Below are 15,187 nucleotides of genomic sequence, written 5' to 3' on the forward strand. Positions count from 1 at the left end.
ATTTGTTGATTCTTAAAAATTTAATTAGTAAATTAAGTCAAATGAATATTGGCTTAGATAGATATATTAAATTCATTGAATATGTAAGAGGAATATACAGATATCCAACAAAAATGCTTGGGCGAAATATATCTGAAGATCTGCATAGATCCACGGATATCCTTGTTATTGCTGCTCATCCTGACGATGAAATATTAGGTTTAGGTGCGACATTACATCGCCATAGAAAAGATGGAGATAAGATAATGGTTACCTATGTAACAAATGGAACAGCCGGCGAAGGTGCGAGTTGGAAAACGAAAGTCAACGATTCAAAAATAATAGCAGAGGTAAGATTCAATGAAGGGTTAAAAGGATTAAAATTACTTGATATCTTAGAAAGAAACATACTTTGTTTAGGCTATCCGGATGCAGGAACCCATCGTTATTTAAAAAATATTGCAAGAGATCTTAATAAGTTAATAAAAAAGACAAAACCAAAAAGAATTTATGTTCATTGTATTGAGGGCGGTCACAGTGATCACGATATTACTAGTTTTGTTGTAAAATCAGTTTGTAAGAAATTAAAGTTTGATAATGTATTCGAATGGGCTGAATATAACCAGATACAACCATTAGGAACAAGGAATATAAATTTTGCTAATTCCAGACCTACAAATTCGGAAGTGAACATCATTGATATTTCAGATGAGGAATATATGTTGAAAAAGGAAATGTTAAATTGCCATGAGTCTCAAGGTGTTGTTGAACATTATTTAATGGGAGAAGCAATCCGTCAAGCAATAATGGAGGATTTAGAACAGGAATTATTAAATTATTCCCTCTTTCCGATGAAAAGATTGAAACCACTAATTAATATTTTTTCTAAGTTTATTAATGATGAAGTAACAGATTATAATGTTCAAAATAAAACTGATAAGGACAGGGTAAAGGTATTATCATAGGTGCAATATATCACTAAAAGAAATGCTATATATTGGAGAGGGATAAACTGTGAGGAAAATAAAATCTAAAATTCTTCCAATCCTATTTTTAATATTTCTTGTCTTCCTTTTATATACTATATGGGACAATAATCGGTTTATCATCGCCAGACAGGAAATCAAAATGGATCATTTGCCAGAACAGCTGGAAGGATTCCGTATTCTCCAGATTAGTGATCTGCATGAAAAGCAATTTGGTGAAAATCAAAAAAGGCTGATAGAATCAATTAATTCGATTGACTATGATGCGATTATTTTTACAGGCGATATGCTCGATGACACCGAAAGCACCAACTATGACAGCTTTTACACTTTAATTGAAGGAATTGATAATAAAGAAAATGCGTTATATATACCAGGGAATACAGATCCGGCAAATTACCACATTGGCAGAACAGTAGAAAAGAGTGATTTTATTCAAGGGATGGAAGAACGAGGTGTTCATTTATTAGAGTCCATCCATTCGATTTCAGTTGATGGAAGAAATGTTCATTTTGTTCATTTTGAATTGTCTATCTTAAAGGATTCGAAGTACATGGAGAATGTACAAGGAATTTTAAAACCGGATTACATGAATGAGGAAAGCTATCTTCTGCAGCAGGCAGCGTTGTGGGAGGATGTGTCGGCACTTGATACCCTTGATGAAGCGGATGTCCTTATTGCATTGAACCATTATCCAATTCCTGATATTCGGATTGATCATATTCAGGCTAACCCTGAGTTAGTATGGCCTGACTATGATTTGATTTTGGCTGGACATTATCATGGAGGCCAGATCCGCCTGCCGTTTATTGGTGCTCCTTTCATTCCAGAGCCATGGTATGAACCAAACAGCTTTTTTCCGCCGCAAGATCGTGTAAAAGGATTATGGGAATACGCTGGTACAAAGCAGTATGTCAGTGCAGGGCTAGGCAGCAGTGGTGCAGTATCTTTTATGAAATTCCGATTGTTTAATCCTCCTGAGATCAATCTTGTTATCTTAAAGGGAGACAGCAACTAATAAGGAATGAATAAGAATCTAATTCCGAAAATTTTGTTATATAAATCATCAGATAACAAAAATTATTAAAAGTGATTTCCTTAAACGGGAAAAGTATGACGCTTATAATTTTTGAACGAGAATAAATTATAAATACAGATAGAGAATTTTAGAAAAAAATCGGATTTATTGTCAAAAATTCAGTATGAAATTCGACTTGTTTTTAGTTTTGCTCCTCATTATTTACAGAGTTCAATAAGAGCTTTGCACTTGTCTGCAAAATAGGAATGGTTTGCGATTAAGCTGTCCAGTCAAAATGCGGCTGAATAAGCGGAAAACATGTCATAATTTGAATTTTCTCATCTGACAAAACTAGTGTGCTAATGACAAAACAAGTCAAACGCTTCATGCTAAACATATAGTAAAATAGGCTTGTATATTTTTGTTTGTAGGTAATCTTGAGGGTGCTTTTGTTCCGCCTTTTAAAACAAAAGAGAGTGGAGGAAAATCATACTATTGCTAAAGAGGAATTTGCCAAGAACGGTTATAACAAAAACGCAATTATTTACAGGATTAAAGGAGCCCGAAGCACTTGCTAAGGAAATTGTTCCACTCTTGTTATATGGGATGATAAGAGGAAAAAATGAAATGTAAAATTACAAACACATTGTTCTGAAAATAAATCTTCTGGTATTATTATTCAATTTAAAGAAGGGAGGTGAAATGACAGTTTCATTTGGCATAAGCTTTATCGTTTAATTAATAATTGAAAATAGTCATTAATATGGGTGGCAGTTACCATTCATATCTTTGTTGCCTGGCAGTAATAGATAGGAATTAAATTTTGGAATAGTTCATTTAAATTATTGTTAATCATTTAACCCTGTTTGATAAGTAGAAAAGTCTGTATGCAACATATATGACTGGTAGTAACTATATTATCTGTATTAATGATGGGGGCGGCGTCGTGAAAAAGAAAATTGAAAATGTTGTGCTTGATCAAGAATGGATTACATTAATAAAAGAAGCAAAAAATTTAGGCCTGTCACTGGATGAAGTCCGCCAGTTTCTGAATCATATAAGAGAAAGATCAAAAGTTTGATTTGGATTTCAATTATAGAGAATTTAATAAATGCACCTTTAGCATAATATGGTAAAATAAAGATACCTAAACAATCCTGGATATCAATTTGCAAGGTGCATTTTCTTATAAAATTACAATTTAAATATATCCTTGATTTCTCTCCAGTCTGATTATTATACTTTTATTTCTAATTATGAAGGTGTAAAATACCATAATTATACTTAAATCCTCACTAAGAATTAACTTTCTGTACATCCTCTAAATAATAATAGAACTCTTCACCAAAGTTATGATATAATTCGCAGAGAAAGAGGTGAAAAACTTGATTGGTGAAAAAATAAAACAATTACGAAAAGAAAAGAGGATGTCACTTTCTGAGCTTGCTGAAAAAGCAGGAGTAGCGAAATCCTATTTAAGCTCAATTGAGCGAAACCTTCAATCAAACCCTTCCATCCAGTTTATCGAGAAAATCAGTCAAGTGTTGGATGTTTCTGTAAACGATTTAATAAATGATAATAATACGATAGTTGAAACGGAGTTAGATAGTGAATGGATGAAAATTGTAAAAGAAGCAATGGAATCCGGAGTTTCAAAAGAACAATTTAAAGAATATCTGGAATTTAATAAATGGCGGCGAGAACAAGATAAATAAGTCACTTAACCGTTTAGCAGCGTGCTTTACGGTTTTTTTGATTTTATGGACTTAAATTTTAATAAAATAACAGCGTGATATCTTGTTGAAATGACTTGCACAAAACATAGAAACTGAACGATAAAAGAATCGGAAAGGGAGAAGAGCGAAATGAGTACAAATGCTCTAATAGCAAAAGGGAATACTGCTGAAATATATCTTCATAACAATAAAATTGTAAAGGTTTTCAATGATTATTTGCCTGATACAGAAGCTGAGATGGAAGCGGGAAAACAAAGGATTGCCAATTCAGCAGGTCTTCCTGTTCCAAAGGTCTTCGATGTTAGTGAGTTTCAGGGGAAACAAGCTATTATGATGGAATATATTAAAGGAAGAACTCTAGGAGACTTGTATTTAAGTAATAAAGAACAAGCAGAATATTATCTGGCTGTTTCCGTGGATATCCAGCAAAAGATACATCGGGTGATTCCCAATTTAGATGCTTCGGAGTTAATGTATGATAAGCTTTGCCGACAGATTAAGGCAGCTGTCAGTTTAACAGAAAAATATAAAAACGATCTATTGCGAAAACTGGACACGATGACTTTTGAAAACAGACTTTGTCACGGAGATTTTCATCTGTTTAATTTGATTTCTGCAGACGGGAAGGTGTATATCATTGACTGGGTTGACTCCAGTGCCGGAGACATCCGGGCTGATGTATGCAGGACATATCTTTTATATAGTCAGCATTTTACTGAATTGGCTGACAGCTATCTTCAGATTTACTGCGAGAAGAGCGGATTGTCCAAAAAGGAGATTTTGCAATGGGCCCCATTAATTGCCGGAGTGAGGTTATCAGAACAAGTGTCAACAGAGAATACAGCCCAATGGATAGAAATTATTAACAGTTATCGTTTATAATGGAAATAAAATAATTTTGCTTAAAAAGATGTATAAATGTTTTACTTAAGGAGATGCGGATCAATGAATACAGATTATTGGACGAATTTGGATTATATACCAAAGCATGTAGCAATGATTTGTGATGGAAATGGACGATGGGCAAAGAAGAGAGGAAATAAACAAAACTATTTTGTTGACCAAAGATAATGATGGTATGGTTTGTAATATAGCTCTAAATTATGGAGCAAGGTCTGAAATTATTCGGGCAATAAAAAGAATTAACGATGCATCACAAGAAGATAATACAATCATTCAGTCGCTTAATGTAGAAAATTTTAATCATTATTTAGATACACAGGAGCAGCCTGATATTGATATTTTGATTCGTACTGCCGGAGAACGCAGAATTAGTAATTTCCTGCTTTGGCAGATACATAATGCCTATTTATGGGCGGATAAAACATTCTGGCCGGATTTTAATGTTGAAAATCTGACTGTGGCTTTTCAGGATTATAACAGCTATTTGATGAAGCAAAAAGTATAACCAGCTTCCGTTAGTATATGAAAATATATTTTCCAAGTGTTATACAGAGATATGATGAAATGACACAACAAGGAGTATTGCATGAAGCAGCTTGCAGAACTAAAAAATATTAACAAGAAATATGGAAAGAAGAAAGTTTTATATGATGTTTCCCTTAACATAAAAGAAAAACAGGTTATTGCCATACTGGGGGAGAATGGTAGCGGTAAAAGCACCTTTTTACGGATTGCAGCAGGAATAGAACGGCCGGATTCAGGGAAGATTTTATATGCTTTTAAGAACATGCGGACTGGTTATGTACCGGAAAGGTTTCCCAAATATCTCCGTTTTACACCGGATGAGTATTTGCACTATATCGGAAAGATAAATGGTATCCCAGAAGCTATTCTGGAACAGCGTATTTCATTATTATTGCGTCGTTTTCAATTAGATAAATGGAGTAATCGAAGAATTAATGAGTTATCTAAGGGGAATATCCAAAAAGTCGGGATTATTCAAGCAATTCTTCAGCAGCCGGAACTATTAATTCTGGATGAGCCGTTATCTGGATTAGATATATCAGCGCAGCAGGAATTACTTTCTATCATCAGCGAATTGAAGGAGCAGAAAACAACGGTATTGTTAACCTATCATGAAGCTTCTATATTTGAGGGGATTGTGGATCAAACCTATTACATAAGAGATGGCCGCCTGGCAGAAGAAATGCTGACGGAAAAACAAGGTATGAAGCTGATTGAGACAAAAGGCTTCATAGATAGCGATGTAGAGGAATGGAAGGAAGTATTATATAGTGAAAAAAGAGAAGATAGATTATTACTATATGTAAGCTCTAAAAATAGTAATCAAATTTTAATGAGAGTTCTTAAATCTGGAGGAAGTATCGAATCTGTTAACAGCACAGATGTTAATAACTAAGGAGAGATTTTTTGAAAGATTTAATTCAATATAGTTTGCATGACTATGTACGTTCCCATAAATATTTTCCGCCAATTTCCACTTTTTTTGTGTTAATCCTGGTGTTTTATACATACAAGCCAAATCCAATTATTGATAGTTATGCGATTACGGCATTATTTTTATTTGTGATTTCCACCTGGCTGTGTTTGAGTGTTCTATCCCTGGATTCACCTGTACAAAGACAGCTGATGATTTTGCATTTGGGAAGCAGCTATCGGTATTATCTGGCAAAATTGTTGACTGTTGCACTGATTGCCGCTCTGTTAACTGTATTTGCATTTCTCTATCCCATTATTTTTAATATGTTTTCTGATTCCGTATCTCCTGCAGTTGGTTTCATATCCTTTGTAAATCATCTTCTCTTAGCTGTTCTGGGAATTGGTGTTGCCGGTTTTTTTAGTAAGGTGATGATGGAAAGCGCTATCAACGCTTATGGAGGTTTAGTGCTGACTATTATTTTGTCTATTGCTGCACTAGGAATTGAGAATATTTTACCTGCATCGTTTAAATACATTGTCTGGCTTTTACCCCCAGCAACGATTACGCAACGGCAACTAATTCAATGGAAGGGAGAAAGTTTGTCCGGTATATCCTATCTTCCATTTTTATGGATTATGATTTATGCTGGAGTTATTCTGCTGTTGTTTCTAATATTGGCAAAAAGAAGACGTTAATAAATGCTATTAGCATAGTTTGATAAGCAGCAGGAGATTTACAACATAGAAATAGAGGTGGAGATTCTTGGCTGGTGTACTTTCTGTTTTGTGTACTGTTTTATTAGTTTTCAATTTTTGGAAAAATAGAAAAGAACTTAAAGAAACGTATTCAAAACTTAATTATGTTCAAGTATTCGGCGTGCTTATTTCGTATTTGATAACAGTTGCGATTGTATTTGTACTTATTTATTATGTTGGAAACTGGCTTGTCAGCTTTATCCCATTTACTTTTCTCCGTTCTGCCGTATTTTTTGTAATTGTAGTTGCCGTACTATTTTGTTGTTTAGGTTTGCTTAACAAAGTATTAGCAAGAGTAACAAAAGGTGTTTTATAAAAGAGGGCGCGCAAAAAGCAGCTATATCATGATTGATGAACTATTTATGATATCTTTCGGTAGGTTGGGCTGGGGCTGGAGCTGGGACTGCGATTACTCGTCCCACCGAAGAGCTTTTGCGATTACTCGCTCCATCGAAGTACTTTTGCGATTACTCGCCTTACAGGAAACATTTGCGATTATTTATCTCACCAAAAATTCCCGCAAAATGGAGTATTGTTTTAATACAAATTCTTTTTTCTGTATATATTAATCAGCTAAAAGGAACTGTTATTAAAAAACGAAGAACAAGCTTTTGCTTAAGAATTATTCTGGAATATATTGAATAAAAAGTACCTTTCGAGGTGCTTTTTTTATTTGAAATAAATCACTATTTTCGAGAGTGTTTTTTCATATCTTGATAGTCATCAATTATTTTCTTTTTCTCTTATTATAAAATAACAGTGTGAACAGAGAGGAGGGAAAGAAAATGAAGCTGCAGAAATTATTTATAAAACATAAGTATACCTTTGTACTTATCAGCGGTGTTTTGATTATTCTAGGGTTTATTTTTAAATTTTCATTTGTTTGGGATTTAGGATATTCACTTGCAATGATAACGGCTTCCATTATTGGCAGCCCGTCGATAGTTATCCAGGCGTATCAAGCACTAAAAGTAAAAATAATCAGTATTGAACTTTTGGTATCCATCGCTGTAACCGGAGCGTTTATTATCGGTGAGTTCAGTGAATCTGCTATTGTTATCTTTCTATTTTTATTTGGAGGTTTATTGGAACAAAAGACACTGGAGAAAACACGTTCCGCCATTCGGGAACTTATAAAAATGGCACCTGCCAGCGCTTTGCGAATCGATAAAGCTGCTATAGAAGAAATTCCTATTGATGAAGTAAATAAAGGAGATCTGCTTCTTGTTAAAACAGGTGCACAAATCCCTGTGGATGGCGTTATTCAAGAAGGGGGCGGCTATATTAATGAAGCAAGTGTGACGGGAGAACCCGGAGTAGCTGGTAAAGCCGTCGGAGAGAAAGTGTTTGCCGGTACGATAGTAGAAAATGGCACGTTGAAGATAGAAGCTGAGAAAATAGGAGAAGACACGACTTTTGGAAAAATTATTGAACTCGTTGAAGAAGCACAGGATAATAAATCCGAAGCGGAACGATTTATTGACCGTTTTGCTAAATACTATACGCCAATTGTATTGCTGTTAGCGCTTATCGTTGGTTTGGTATTTCAGAATATCCACTTGGCAATTACTGTTTTGATTTTAGGATGCCCGGGAGCATTGGTTATTGGTGTACCTGTTTCGAATGTTGCCGGAATTGGAAATGGAGCAAAGAATGGGATTTTAATAAAGAGCGGTGAATTGATGACCGCATTTAGTAAAGCAGATACAATGATATTTGATAAAACCGGGACATTAACCAACGGCAAACCGGCAGTTTCTGAAGTGAAAGCATATACGGATGATATACAAGAAGCGCTTCGGCTGACTGCCAGTGTGGAAAGAGAGTCGGAGCACCCGTTAGGACAGGCAATATTAGATTATGTGAGGGAAACCAGCTATGCAAAAATTAATAAAACGGAAGTTGTGAAAGGGCAGGGAATTATTGCGCATACCGATGTACAGAAAATAATAATTGGCAGCCAGACATTAATGGAGAATCATGCTGTTTTGATAAACAGTCAAGCAGAACAGGACTTACTCCGCCTTCAACAGTCAGGAAATTCTACAGTGTTTGTAGCAATCAATAATCAGCTGGCGTTGTTGATTGGGATGAAAGATCAAGTCAGACCGGATGCAAAAAGAACGCTGCAAATCTTAAAACAAATGGGCATAAAGCATTTTGTAATGTTGACAGGTGATAATCAGACAACAGCAGAGATGGTGGGTAATGAATTGGGAATAATGGAGATTCACGGTGATTTCCTGCCAGAAGATAAGTCCAGCTTTATGAAACAGCTTCAAGATAAAGGAAAAACGGTAGCTTTTGTCGGTGATGGTGTGAACGATAGTCCTTCTATTGCTTTAGCAGATGTAGGAATTGCAATGGGAAATGGTACGGACGTAGCTGTGGAAACCTCTGATATTGTTTTAATACATTCTAATTTTAAAAAATTAATTCACGCTTTTGGTGTAACAAAGAAAACAGTTGCAAATATGAAAGAAAATATCATTATTGCAGTGGGTACAGTGATTTTTCTGCTTATCGGATTAGTTTTCGGATATATTTATATGGCCGGCGGCATGCTGGTCCATGAATTAAGCATCTTAGCGGTTGTGATCAATGGGATGCGTCTATTACGTTATCGTACAAAATACGAAAAACTTGATAGCTGTCAAGTACTTAATGAAAAATTGGAAGTACAATAAAAATGTAAATAAAAGAAAGAGGGGATTATTCATGGAAAAAGTAACCATTCAACTAGAAAGTCTAACTTGTCCATCGTGTATCCAGAAAATTGAAAGTGCTGTCCGGAAGCAGCAGGGTGTTGAAAAGGTTAACGTGCTATTTAATGCCAGTAAAGTAAAAGCAGAAATTGATAATAAGGAGACAAGCGCCGACAAATTAACAAGAGTTATTGAAAATCTGGGTTATATAGTAGAAAATACAAAAGTACAGGGCGTATAATTGAGAAAATAAGATAGATTCTCAGCTTTATTCAATTTCTTAAATGAAGCCGGGTTTTGAAAGGAAGGGTTTACGATGCACCAAGAGCATTTATGTGTCACAGCAGTGCCGCTTTTTCATCATTTGGATTTAGAAGACCAAAGGATGATTAATCAACTTGTAAATCATCGTATTTTTGAAAAAGGAGAACAGATTATCACCCCTGATGGAGATCCGCAATTAGTTGTGGTTGCGCGTGGAAATATGAAAGTATATCAACTTTCGGCAGCTGGACGTGAGCAATTATTAAGGGTTGTCGGACCGAACGGCTATGAAGGAGAAGGTTTACTGTTAGGTGCCCGAAATGAAAATCTATTTGTGGAAGCATTGCAACAAACAGAAGTCTGTTTGTTAAAACAGGAGGATTTTCAAAAAATATTACTGCAGTACCCCCAATTAAGTTTAAAGCTGTTAGAAATCAACGCCCAAAAAATGATGGAAGCAGAGCAGCAAACACGCTTTTTAATGATGGAAAAAGTGGAAGAACGCTTAATGACATATCTTCTTGATTTATATAAAACCACTGAATCTGTACAAGTAGAAATTCCAATGAAAATGAAGGAATTAGCTTCATTCTTGGGAACAACACCGGAAACAGTTTCCCGAAAATTTAAATGGCTGGAAAAAGAAGGACTTATTCAAAGAAAAAGAAATAAAATAAAATTTCATGACAAGAAAGATTTGGAAAGCCGTTTATTATGAGGAAAATAAAAGACAAGTCTCATAAAAGACCTGTCTTTTAAATCAAGATTCACTGTAAGGCTGCTGTTCCCATTCCTCGCGCAGCATCCCCATACGGATAGAATCATAATATTCTCCATTATAATACCGGACCTTCCGAATCCGGGCTTCCATCTGCATACCGAGTTTTTCCGCAACCCGAATCATCCGCTGGTTGCCGGACCAGGTTGTCAGACCGACACGAACGAGGGGTAACTGATTAAAAAGATGATTAATCCATAATCTCAAAGCTCGTGTGCCGACACCCTTCCCCCAGGATCCTGCCTCATGTAATACAATACCCATTTCCAGCCAGTATGAAGGCTCGTGCTCCCAGTAGTAAGAAACTGTTCCCAAAACCTGGTCATCCACTTCAACAACCCAGTAATTTTGGGAAGCTAACCAATGTTCTTGTTCTGATAAAAAGCATTCGTACGATTTTGTCTGATGCGGGAAATAAGGGGCATCCCATTTTTTCCATTCTGGTTTTTCGTCTTTAAAAATCAGTTCCCATAGACGTGGCAAATCTTCCTTTTTTATCGTGCGAATCGTTAGGTTATTATCTGTATACATCAAATGTTGCATCTCCTTTTCACTCCATTTTTGTTTGACTTCATTTCTAAAAAATGATTGAAAAGGGACAATATCCTTACTTTCCAATCACCTGCATAACCTGTTTCATTCCAATCAGCTCCTTTAACATAATTATTTTTATTATAACAAAAAATGGTTAGGAAAATAGACATAAAAAAACAAGCACAGCTGTCCGCCGCACTTGTTTTGAAATTATGATTATTGGAAGGATTTAGCTCCAAGATAATGATCTTGCCAGTAGTCAATGCCCATATCAGCAACAACCATTTTACCGCTGCCGCTGCTTGCATGAATCATTTGATTATTACCGATGTAGATTCCGCTGTGAGATGCACCAGGTGTGTCGTAAGTACCTTCAAAGAAAACAACATCGCCAGGGCTTGGAGAATCTACATGCACTCCGTCATTTGCCCACATTCCTGCGTGTGTACGGGAAACACTGATACCCACTTGCTCAAATGTATAATTGATTAATCCACTGCTGTCTAGAGCAGAAGGATTTGGATCTCCAGGTGTATATGCTCCGAATTGATAAGGGATTCCTAGTGCACTTTCTGCTGCAGCTACAATATTTGCTCCGGTAGCTGATGCAGTTTCTGTATTGCCAGAATCGTTAGAACCATTGGAATCATCCGTATTGCTCACTTCTTCAATAGTAATACCTTCATCTTCTGTTGCTTCAGAAGATTCTCCAGAATCCGGAGTTGCCTCAACAGGATTTCCTAGTGCGCTAGAAGTAGCCGGTCCTACAATACCATCTACCTGCAATCCTTGATCTGATTGGAAATTTCTTACGTCCTGTGCAGTAAGTTCACCAAAAATACCATCTATATTACTAGAAGAGTAACCAAGATTTTGCAATTCACTTTGTAAACTTTCTACACCTGAACCTGAATCACCTTGTTGAATAAGAGAAGAGTTAACTGTTGCAGATGGAGTTTCTGCCTCAGAAGATTGTTCTGCATTAATATTTGGGAGGTTACTTTCTTCGTAGGTGATATCTCCCTCAGAAGATCCTTCTCCCGCATTTGCTAATACACTGGATCCTACGACTGGAGTAAGAGCCAAAGTTGCTGCAAATGCAGTAGAAATAACATATTTTTTTGCGTTGAGATTCGTTGGTGCCAAAAGAATTCCTCCTTAAAATTTTTACGATAATTTTGTTGAAAAATAGAAACCTATGTAGAAGATTTCATTCCATCATGATGTGCTTGTCCGTAAAACTTCTGCTGCTAGTCAGAGAGAAATACGAATCTATTGATAACTAGAGTAATGGACATGAACATCTTGACCACTCAGTAAACTATCAGCTGAGCGTTTATTTTTTCACTATGTACAAGTTAACATAGAGACATCACAAGAAGGTGTCCATATTTTTAAGGGACGGTAACAAATTATTAAAATATATTACAGGATTAGACACGTTTCGATAATAAATGGATCAACATTTTTAAAGAATTTTGCTGTTTTTTTCATTTCATTTTCATGTCGAAAAGCTATTTTTATTACAAACTTGTAAAATAAATTTCCCTTTTTTTGAAGATAATTAGAAATCCTGGAGAAAATACGGTATCCTTTAAGATAATTAACCAGATTATAAGAGTTATTTGCTGGTAACTGATTCGCAGAATGAAAATACCAATGAAACCTTTTGTTATGTTCAAACGTACAATTACATAAGCTCGGAAGAAAGGGATGATTTAGAATGAGTTTTTTTAAAGGCTTTCATTCATCTGAACGAGAAGCAAAGAAAAGCAGGCAAAACTTACAGAAAAGTAAAAAAGAAATGGATAGAGTTATGCGGGAAATGCGTGCTAAAATAGATACAATTCAAGTAAATATAACGAGAACGAATGAGGAAATTTTAGTGCAGCAGGGACTTGCAGATAAATATGCAGGGTATGAAGAAAGAACAGAACAACCAAATGAAAAAAGCCGTTTTCGAATGCAAAGAGAAGCAGCACTCGAAGAGCTTGAAAAATTACAAAAGCAAAAATATGATTTAGAAGCTCAGGTGGTTCCTTTCAAGCAAAGCTATGACCGGATGAGCCAGACGTTTAGCGAAACCTTTGACCGCCTCGATGCACTACAGAGAGAGACAGCAGCTAAAGAAAATGAAGCGGATATAATGAAGTATACAACAAAAGAAGAAGAGAAAATCCAGTTTGAGCTTGCTGAAGCAGAGGCGTTGCTTGAATTGCGATCAGAAAAATGAGGTGAAGATGGATGTTAGTACATTATAAATGTCCCAACTGCGGGGCGGACATGGGATTTGATAGTGCGTCCGGTCACTTGGCTTGTGATAGCTGTGGTCATGAGGAGCATATTGATACATTTGATGATGTAAATATTACGCAATCCTTTGAAGAAGATGAGGCGAAGGAATATCATTGTGAGAACTGCGGAGCTGTTGTTCTGACTGGTGCTGATACAACTGCGACGTCATGCAGTTTTTGCGGTGCAGGGGTGGTTCTTGCTGATCGGTTATCCGGTGAGTTAGCCCCTGCTAAAGTCATACCTTTTACCATCAGTAAAGAGGAAGCAATGCAGGCATTTAAAAAATGGTGTAAAAATGGGCGGCTCACACCAAAGGGCTTTATGACAGCTGATCGTGTTAAAAATATTACCGGGATGTATGTGCCATTCTGGATGTATGATCTGGATAATGATGTAGAGGTAAAAGCAACGGGAACCAAGGTGCGTACATACCGCCGCGGAGATTACCGTTATACAGAGACAAAGTATTATCGGGTGCGCCGGGATATTGATATCAGTTATTTAAAAGTTCCTGTGGATGCCTCAGAAAAAATGGATGACGAGCTGATGGATAAGTTAGAGCCTTATGACTACAACAAGCTGGAAGGCTTTAAAACACCTTATTTAGCTGGTTATTTAGCAGAAAAATATAATTATACCGATGATGAGCTGTTTGATCGGGTGAAGGCAAAGATTAGAGGGTTTTTGGATACTTATATTGGTTCAACTGTGCGGGGATACAGCTCTGTAAATTATGAGCAGAAAAATATCCGGACAAAGAAAACAAACAGCTACTATGTGCTTTTGCCAGTCTGGATGGTTTATTATGATTTTGATCAGCAGGAGCATACATTTGCAATGAACGGACAGACAGGGAAAATTGTCGGTAAGCCGCCGCTGAGCTATTCGAAGGCTGCACTCTGGTTTTCCGGTATTGCCGGCGGATCTTTTGTTTTATTTAAAACAATCGCGATTATGCTGGGCGGTGATATCCTATGAAAAAATACCTGATTACAGCCAGTGTTCTATTAGTAATTTCTTTATTTATTATTCCTGGAGTTTTTGCAGAAAAGCAGTATATCTATGATGATGCTAATATATTTACGGATAATGAGCGGACAGACCTGGAGAAGAGAGCATCTGAGTATAGTGAAGAGAATGAGATTGATATTCTTATTTTGACCAAGGATGAGTCTGATGGAAGGGATATTGAACCTTATATTGATGATTTCTATGATGAGCAGGGTCCTGGATATGATGGGGATCACGGAGATACGGTGATTTTGGGACTCGATTTTTCGGGTGGACCAGGAGATCGTGATTTATATGTAGCAGGTTTTTATGCAGGTGAAAAATATGTAGATAATAAGCGTGCAGCTCAAATTGTAGATCAACTTATCCCAGATTTATCAGTAAATGATTATTATGATGCTAGTTTATTATATTTTGAAAAAGTAGATAAATATATGGGAGTCAGTCCAATCGTAAATCCAGATGGCTTTTTACTTCAGACATGGTTTCATTTATTAGTAGCTGTTATAATTGGGGCAGCTGTTGTCGGTTCAATGATTTTTAATATGGGCGGACGTGTAACAACCAATGCAAGTACGTATCTTGATGCCAATAATTCACGTGTTAAAAACAAATCGGATCGATATTTACGTCAAACTGTTACGAAAACAAAAATTCAAAAAAACTCTGGAGGAGGCCGCGGTGGCGGTGGAGGAGGAATGACAAGAGGCGGTCATTCACATTCTGGAGCACGAGGGAAATTTTAACTTATAGAAAGCTATATAGAAAGGATGATCTGAATA

The 15,187-nt window shown here is 36.2% G+C and carries 18 protein-coding genes; 16 read left to right on the forward strand and 2 right to left on the reverse strand.

The genetic code is table 11. The features are described 5' to 3' along the window. Nucleotides 1–2: 2 nt before the first annotated feature. From BN1068_RS06935 to BN1068_RS06990, 13 genes are all read left to right on the forward strand, one after another. Nucleotides 3–944 carry a PIG-L deacetylase family protein gene (locus BN1068_RS06935; protein ID WP_175637100.1) on the forward strand — a complete coding sequence of 314 codons (942 nt, stop codon included), beginning with the start codon at nucleotides 3–5 and terminating at the stop codon, nucleotides 942–944. A gap of 49 nt (nucleotides 945–993) precedes the next feature. Further along, nucleotides 994–1,983 carry a metallophosphoesterase gene (locus tag BN1068_RS06940; RefSeq protein ID WP_077602091.1) on the forward strand — a complete coding sequence of 330 codons (990 nt, stop codon included), beginning with the start codon at nucleotides 994–996 and terminating at the stop codon, nucleotides 1,981–1,983. Nucleotides 1,984–2,929: 946 nt separating this feature from the next. Beyond that, entirely contained in the window at nucleotides 2,930–3,064 is a 135-nt protein-coding gene (locus BN1068_RS06945) for an anti-repressor SinI family protein (RefSeq protein ID WP_077602092.1), read from the forward strand. A 304-nt stretch (nucleotides 3,065–3,368) separates the two neighbouring features. Beyond that, nucleotides 3,369–3,698 (forward strand): helix-turn-helix domain-containing protein, encoded by a 330-nt coding sequence (locus BN1068_RS06950; protein ID WP_077602093.1) that lies wholly within the window; start codon nucleotides 3,369–3,371, stop codon nucleotides 3,696–3,698. A gap of 150 nt (nucleotides 3,699–3,848) precedes the next feature. Then, nucleotides 3,849–4,601, forward strand: a complete 753-nt coding sequence (locus BN1068_RS06955) for a phosphotransferase family protein (RefSeq protein WP_077602094.1) — start codon at nucleotides 3,849–3,851, stop codon at nucleotides 4,599–4,601. A 63-nt stretch (nucleotides 4,602–4,664) separates the two neighbouring features. Next, nucleotides 4,665–4,790 (forward strand): hypothetical protein, encoded by a 126-nt coding sequence (locus BN1068_RS24170; RefSeq protein ID WP_303046892.1) that lies wholly within the window; start codon nucleotides 4,665–4,667, stop codon nucleotides 4,788–4,790. A 7-nt stretch (nucleotides 4,791–4,797) separates the two neighbouring features. Further along, nucleotides 4,798–5,127, forward strand: a complete 330-nt coding sequence (locus BN1068_RS06960; RefSeq protein ID WP_254846719.1) for an undecaprenyl diphosphate synthase family protein — start codon at nucleotides 4,798–4,800, stop codon at nucleotides 5,125–5,127. An 81-nt stretch (nucleotides 5,128–5,208) separates the two neighbouring features. After that, nucleotides 5,209–6,042, forward strand: coding sequence for an ABC transporter ATP-binding protein (locus BN1068_RS06965; protein ID WP_077602096.1), 834 nt, complete (start codon nucleotides 5,209–5,211; stop codon nucleotides 6,040–6,042). A gap of 11 nt (nucleotides 6,043–6,053) precedes the next feature. Next, nucleotides 6,054–6,758, forward strand: a complete 705-nt coding sequence (locus BN1068_RS06970; protein WP_077602097.1) for a hypothetical protein — start codon at nucleotides 6,054–6,056, stop codon at nucleotides 6,756–6,758. Nucleotides 6,759–6,825: 67 nt separating this feature from the next. Then, a complete protein-coding gene (locus BN1068_RS06975) occupies nucleotides 6,826–7,134 on the forward strand; it encodes a hypothetical protein (protein WP_077602098.1) in 309 nt (102 codons plus the stop codon). Nucleotides 7,135–7,603: 469 nt separating this feature from the next. Next, the gene (locus BN1068_RS06980; RefSeq protein WP_077602099.1) at nucleotides 7,604–9,505 is read left to right on the forward strand and encodes a heavy metal translocating P-type ATPase; all 1,902 of its coding nucleotides are present in this window, start codon (nucleotides 7,604–7,606) and stop codon (nucleotides 9,503–9,505) included. A 31-nt stretch (nucleotides 9,506–9,536) separates the two neighbouring features. After that, a complete protein-coding gene (locus tag BN1068_RS06985) occupies nucleotides 9,537–9,764 on the forward strand; it encodes a heavy-metal-associated domain-containing protein (protein ID WP_077602100.1) in 228 nt (75 codons plus the stop codon). Between the two features lie 75 nt (nucleotides 9,765–9,839). After that, on the forward strand, nucleotides 9,840–10,505 hold the full coding sequence (locus tag BN1068_RS06990) for a Crp/Fnr family transcriptional regulator (RefSeq protein ID WP_077602101.1): 666 nt from the start codon (nucleotides 9,840–9,842) through the stop codon (nucleotides 10,503–10,505). Nucleotides 10,506–10,547: 42 nt separating this feature from the next. Here BN1068_RS06990 and BN1068_RS06995 read toward each other — a convergent pair whose 3' ends face one another. Together BN1068_RS06995 and BN1068_RS07000 are read right to left on the reverse strand one after the other, a co-directional pair. Then, nucleotides 10,548–11,096 carry a GNAT family N-acetyltransferase gene (locus BN1068_RS06995; RefSeq protein ID WP_077602102.1) on the reverse strand — a complete coding sequence of 183 codons (549 nt, stop codon included), beginning with the start codon at nucleotides 11,094–11,096 and terminating at the stop codon, nucleotides 10,548–10,550. Between the two features lie 219 nt (nucleotides 11,097–11,315). Beyond that, on the reverse strand, nucleotides 11,316–12,245 hold the full coding sequence (locus tag BN1068_RS07000; RefSeq protein ID WP_077602103.1) for a C40 family peptidase: 930 nt from the start codon (nucleotides 12,243–12,245) through the stop codon (nucleotides 11,316–11,318). Between the two features lie 577 nt (nucleotides 12,246–12,822). Here BN1068_RS07000 and BN1068_RS07005 point away from each other — a divergent pair. Genes BN1068_RS07005 through BN1068_RS07015 form a run of 3 tightly spaced genes read left to right on the forward strand, consistent with a single transcriptional unit; the run spans nucleotide 12,823 to nucleotide 15,151 of the window. Next, nucleotides 12,823–13,332: a hypothetical protein gene (locus BN1068_RS07005; protein ID WP_077602104.1), complete on the forward strand. Its 510-nt coding sequence runs from the start codon at nucleotides 12,823–12,825 to the stop codon at nucleotides 13,330–13,332. A gap of 11 nt (nucleotides 13,333–13,343) precedes the next feature. Further along, a complete protein-coding gene (locus BN1068_RS07010; RefSeq protein WP_077602105.1) occupies nucleotides 13,344–14,372 on the forward strand; it encodes a TFIIB-type zinc ribbon-containing protein in 1,029 nt (342 codons plus the stop codon). Beyond that, nucleotides 14,369–15,151 (forward strand): TPM domain-containing protein, encoded by a 783-nt coding sequence (locus BN1068_RS07015; protein WP_077602106.1) that lies wholly within the window; start codon nucleotides 14,369–14,371, stop codon nucleotides 15,149–15,151. Before BN1068_RS07010 ends, BN1068_RS07015 begins: the two co-directional genes overlap by 4 nt. Nucleotides 15,152–15,187: the final 36 nt, after the last annotated feature.

The sequence above is a fragment of the Oceanobacillus sojae genome, from assembly GCF_900162665.1.
In the GTDB taxonomy this organism is placed as follows: Bacteria; Bacillota; Bacilli; order Bacillales; family Amphibacillaceae; genus Oceanobacillus; species Oceanobacillus sojae_A.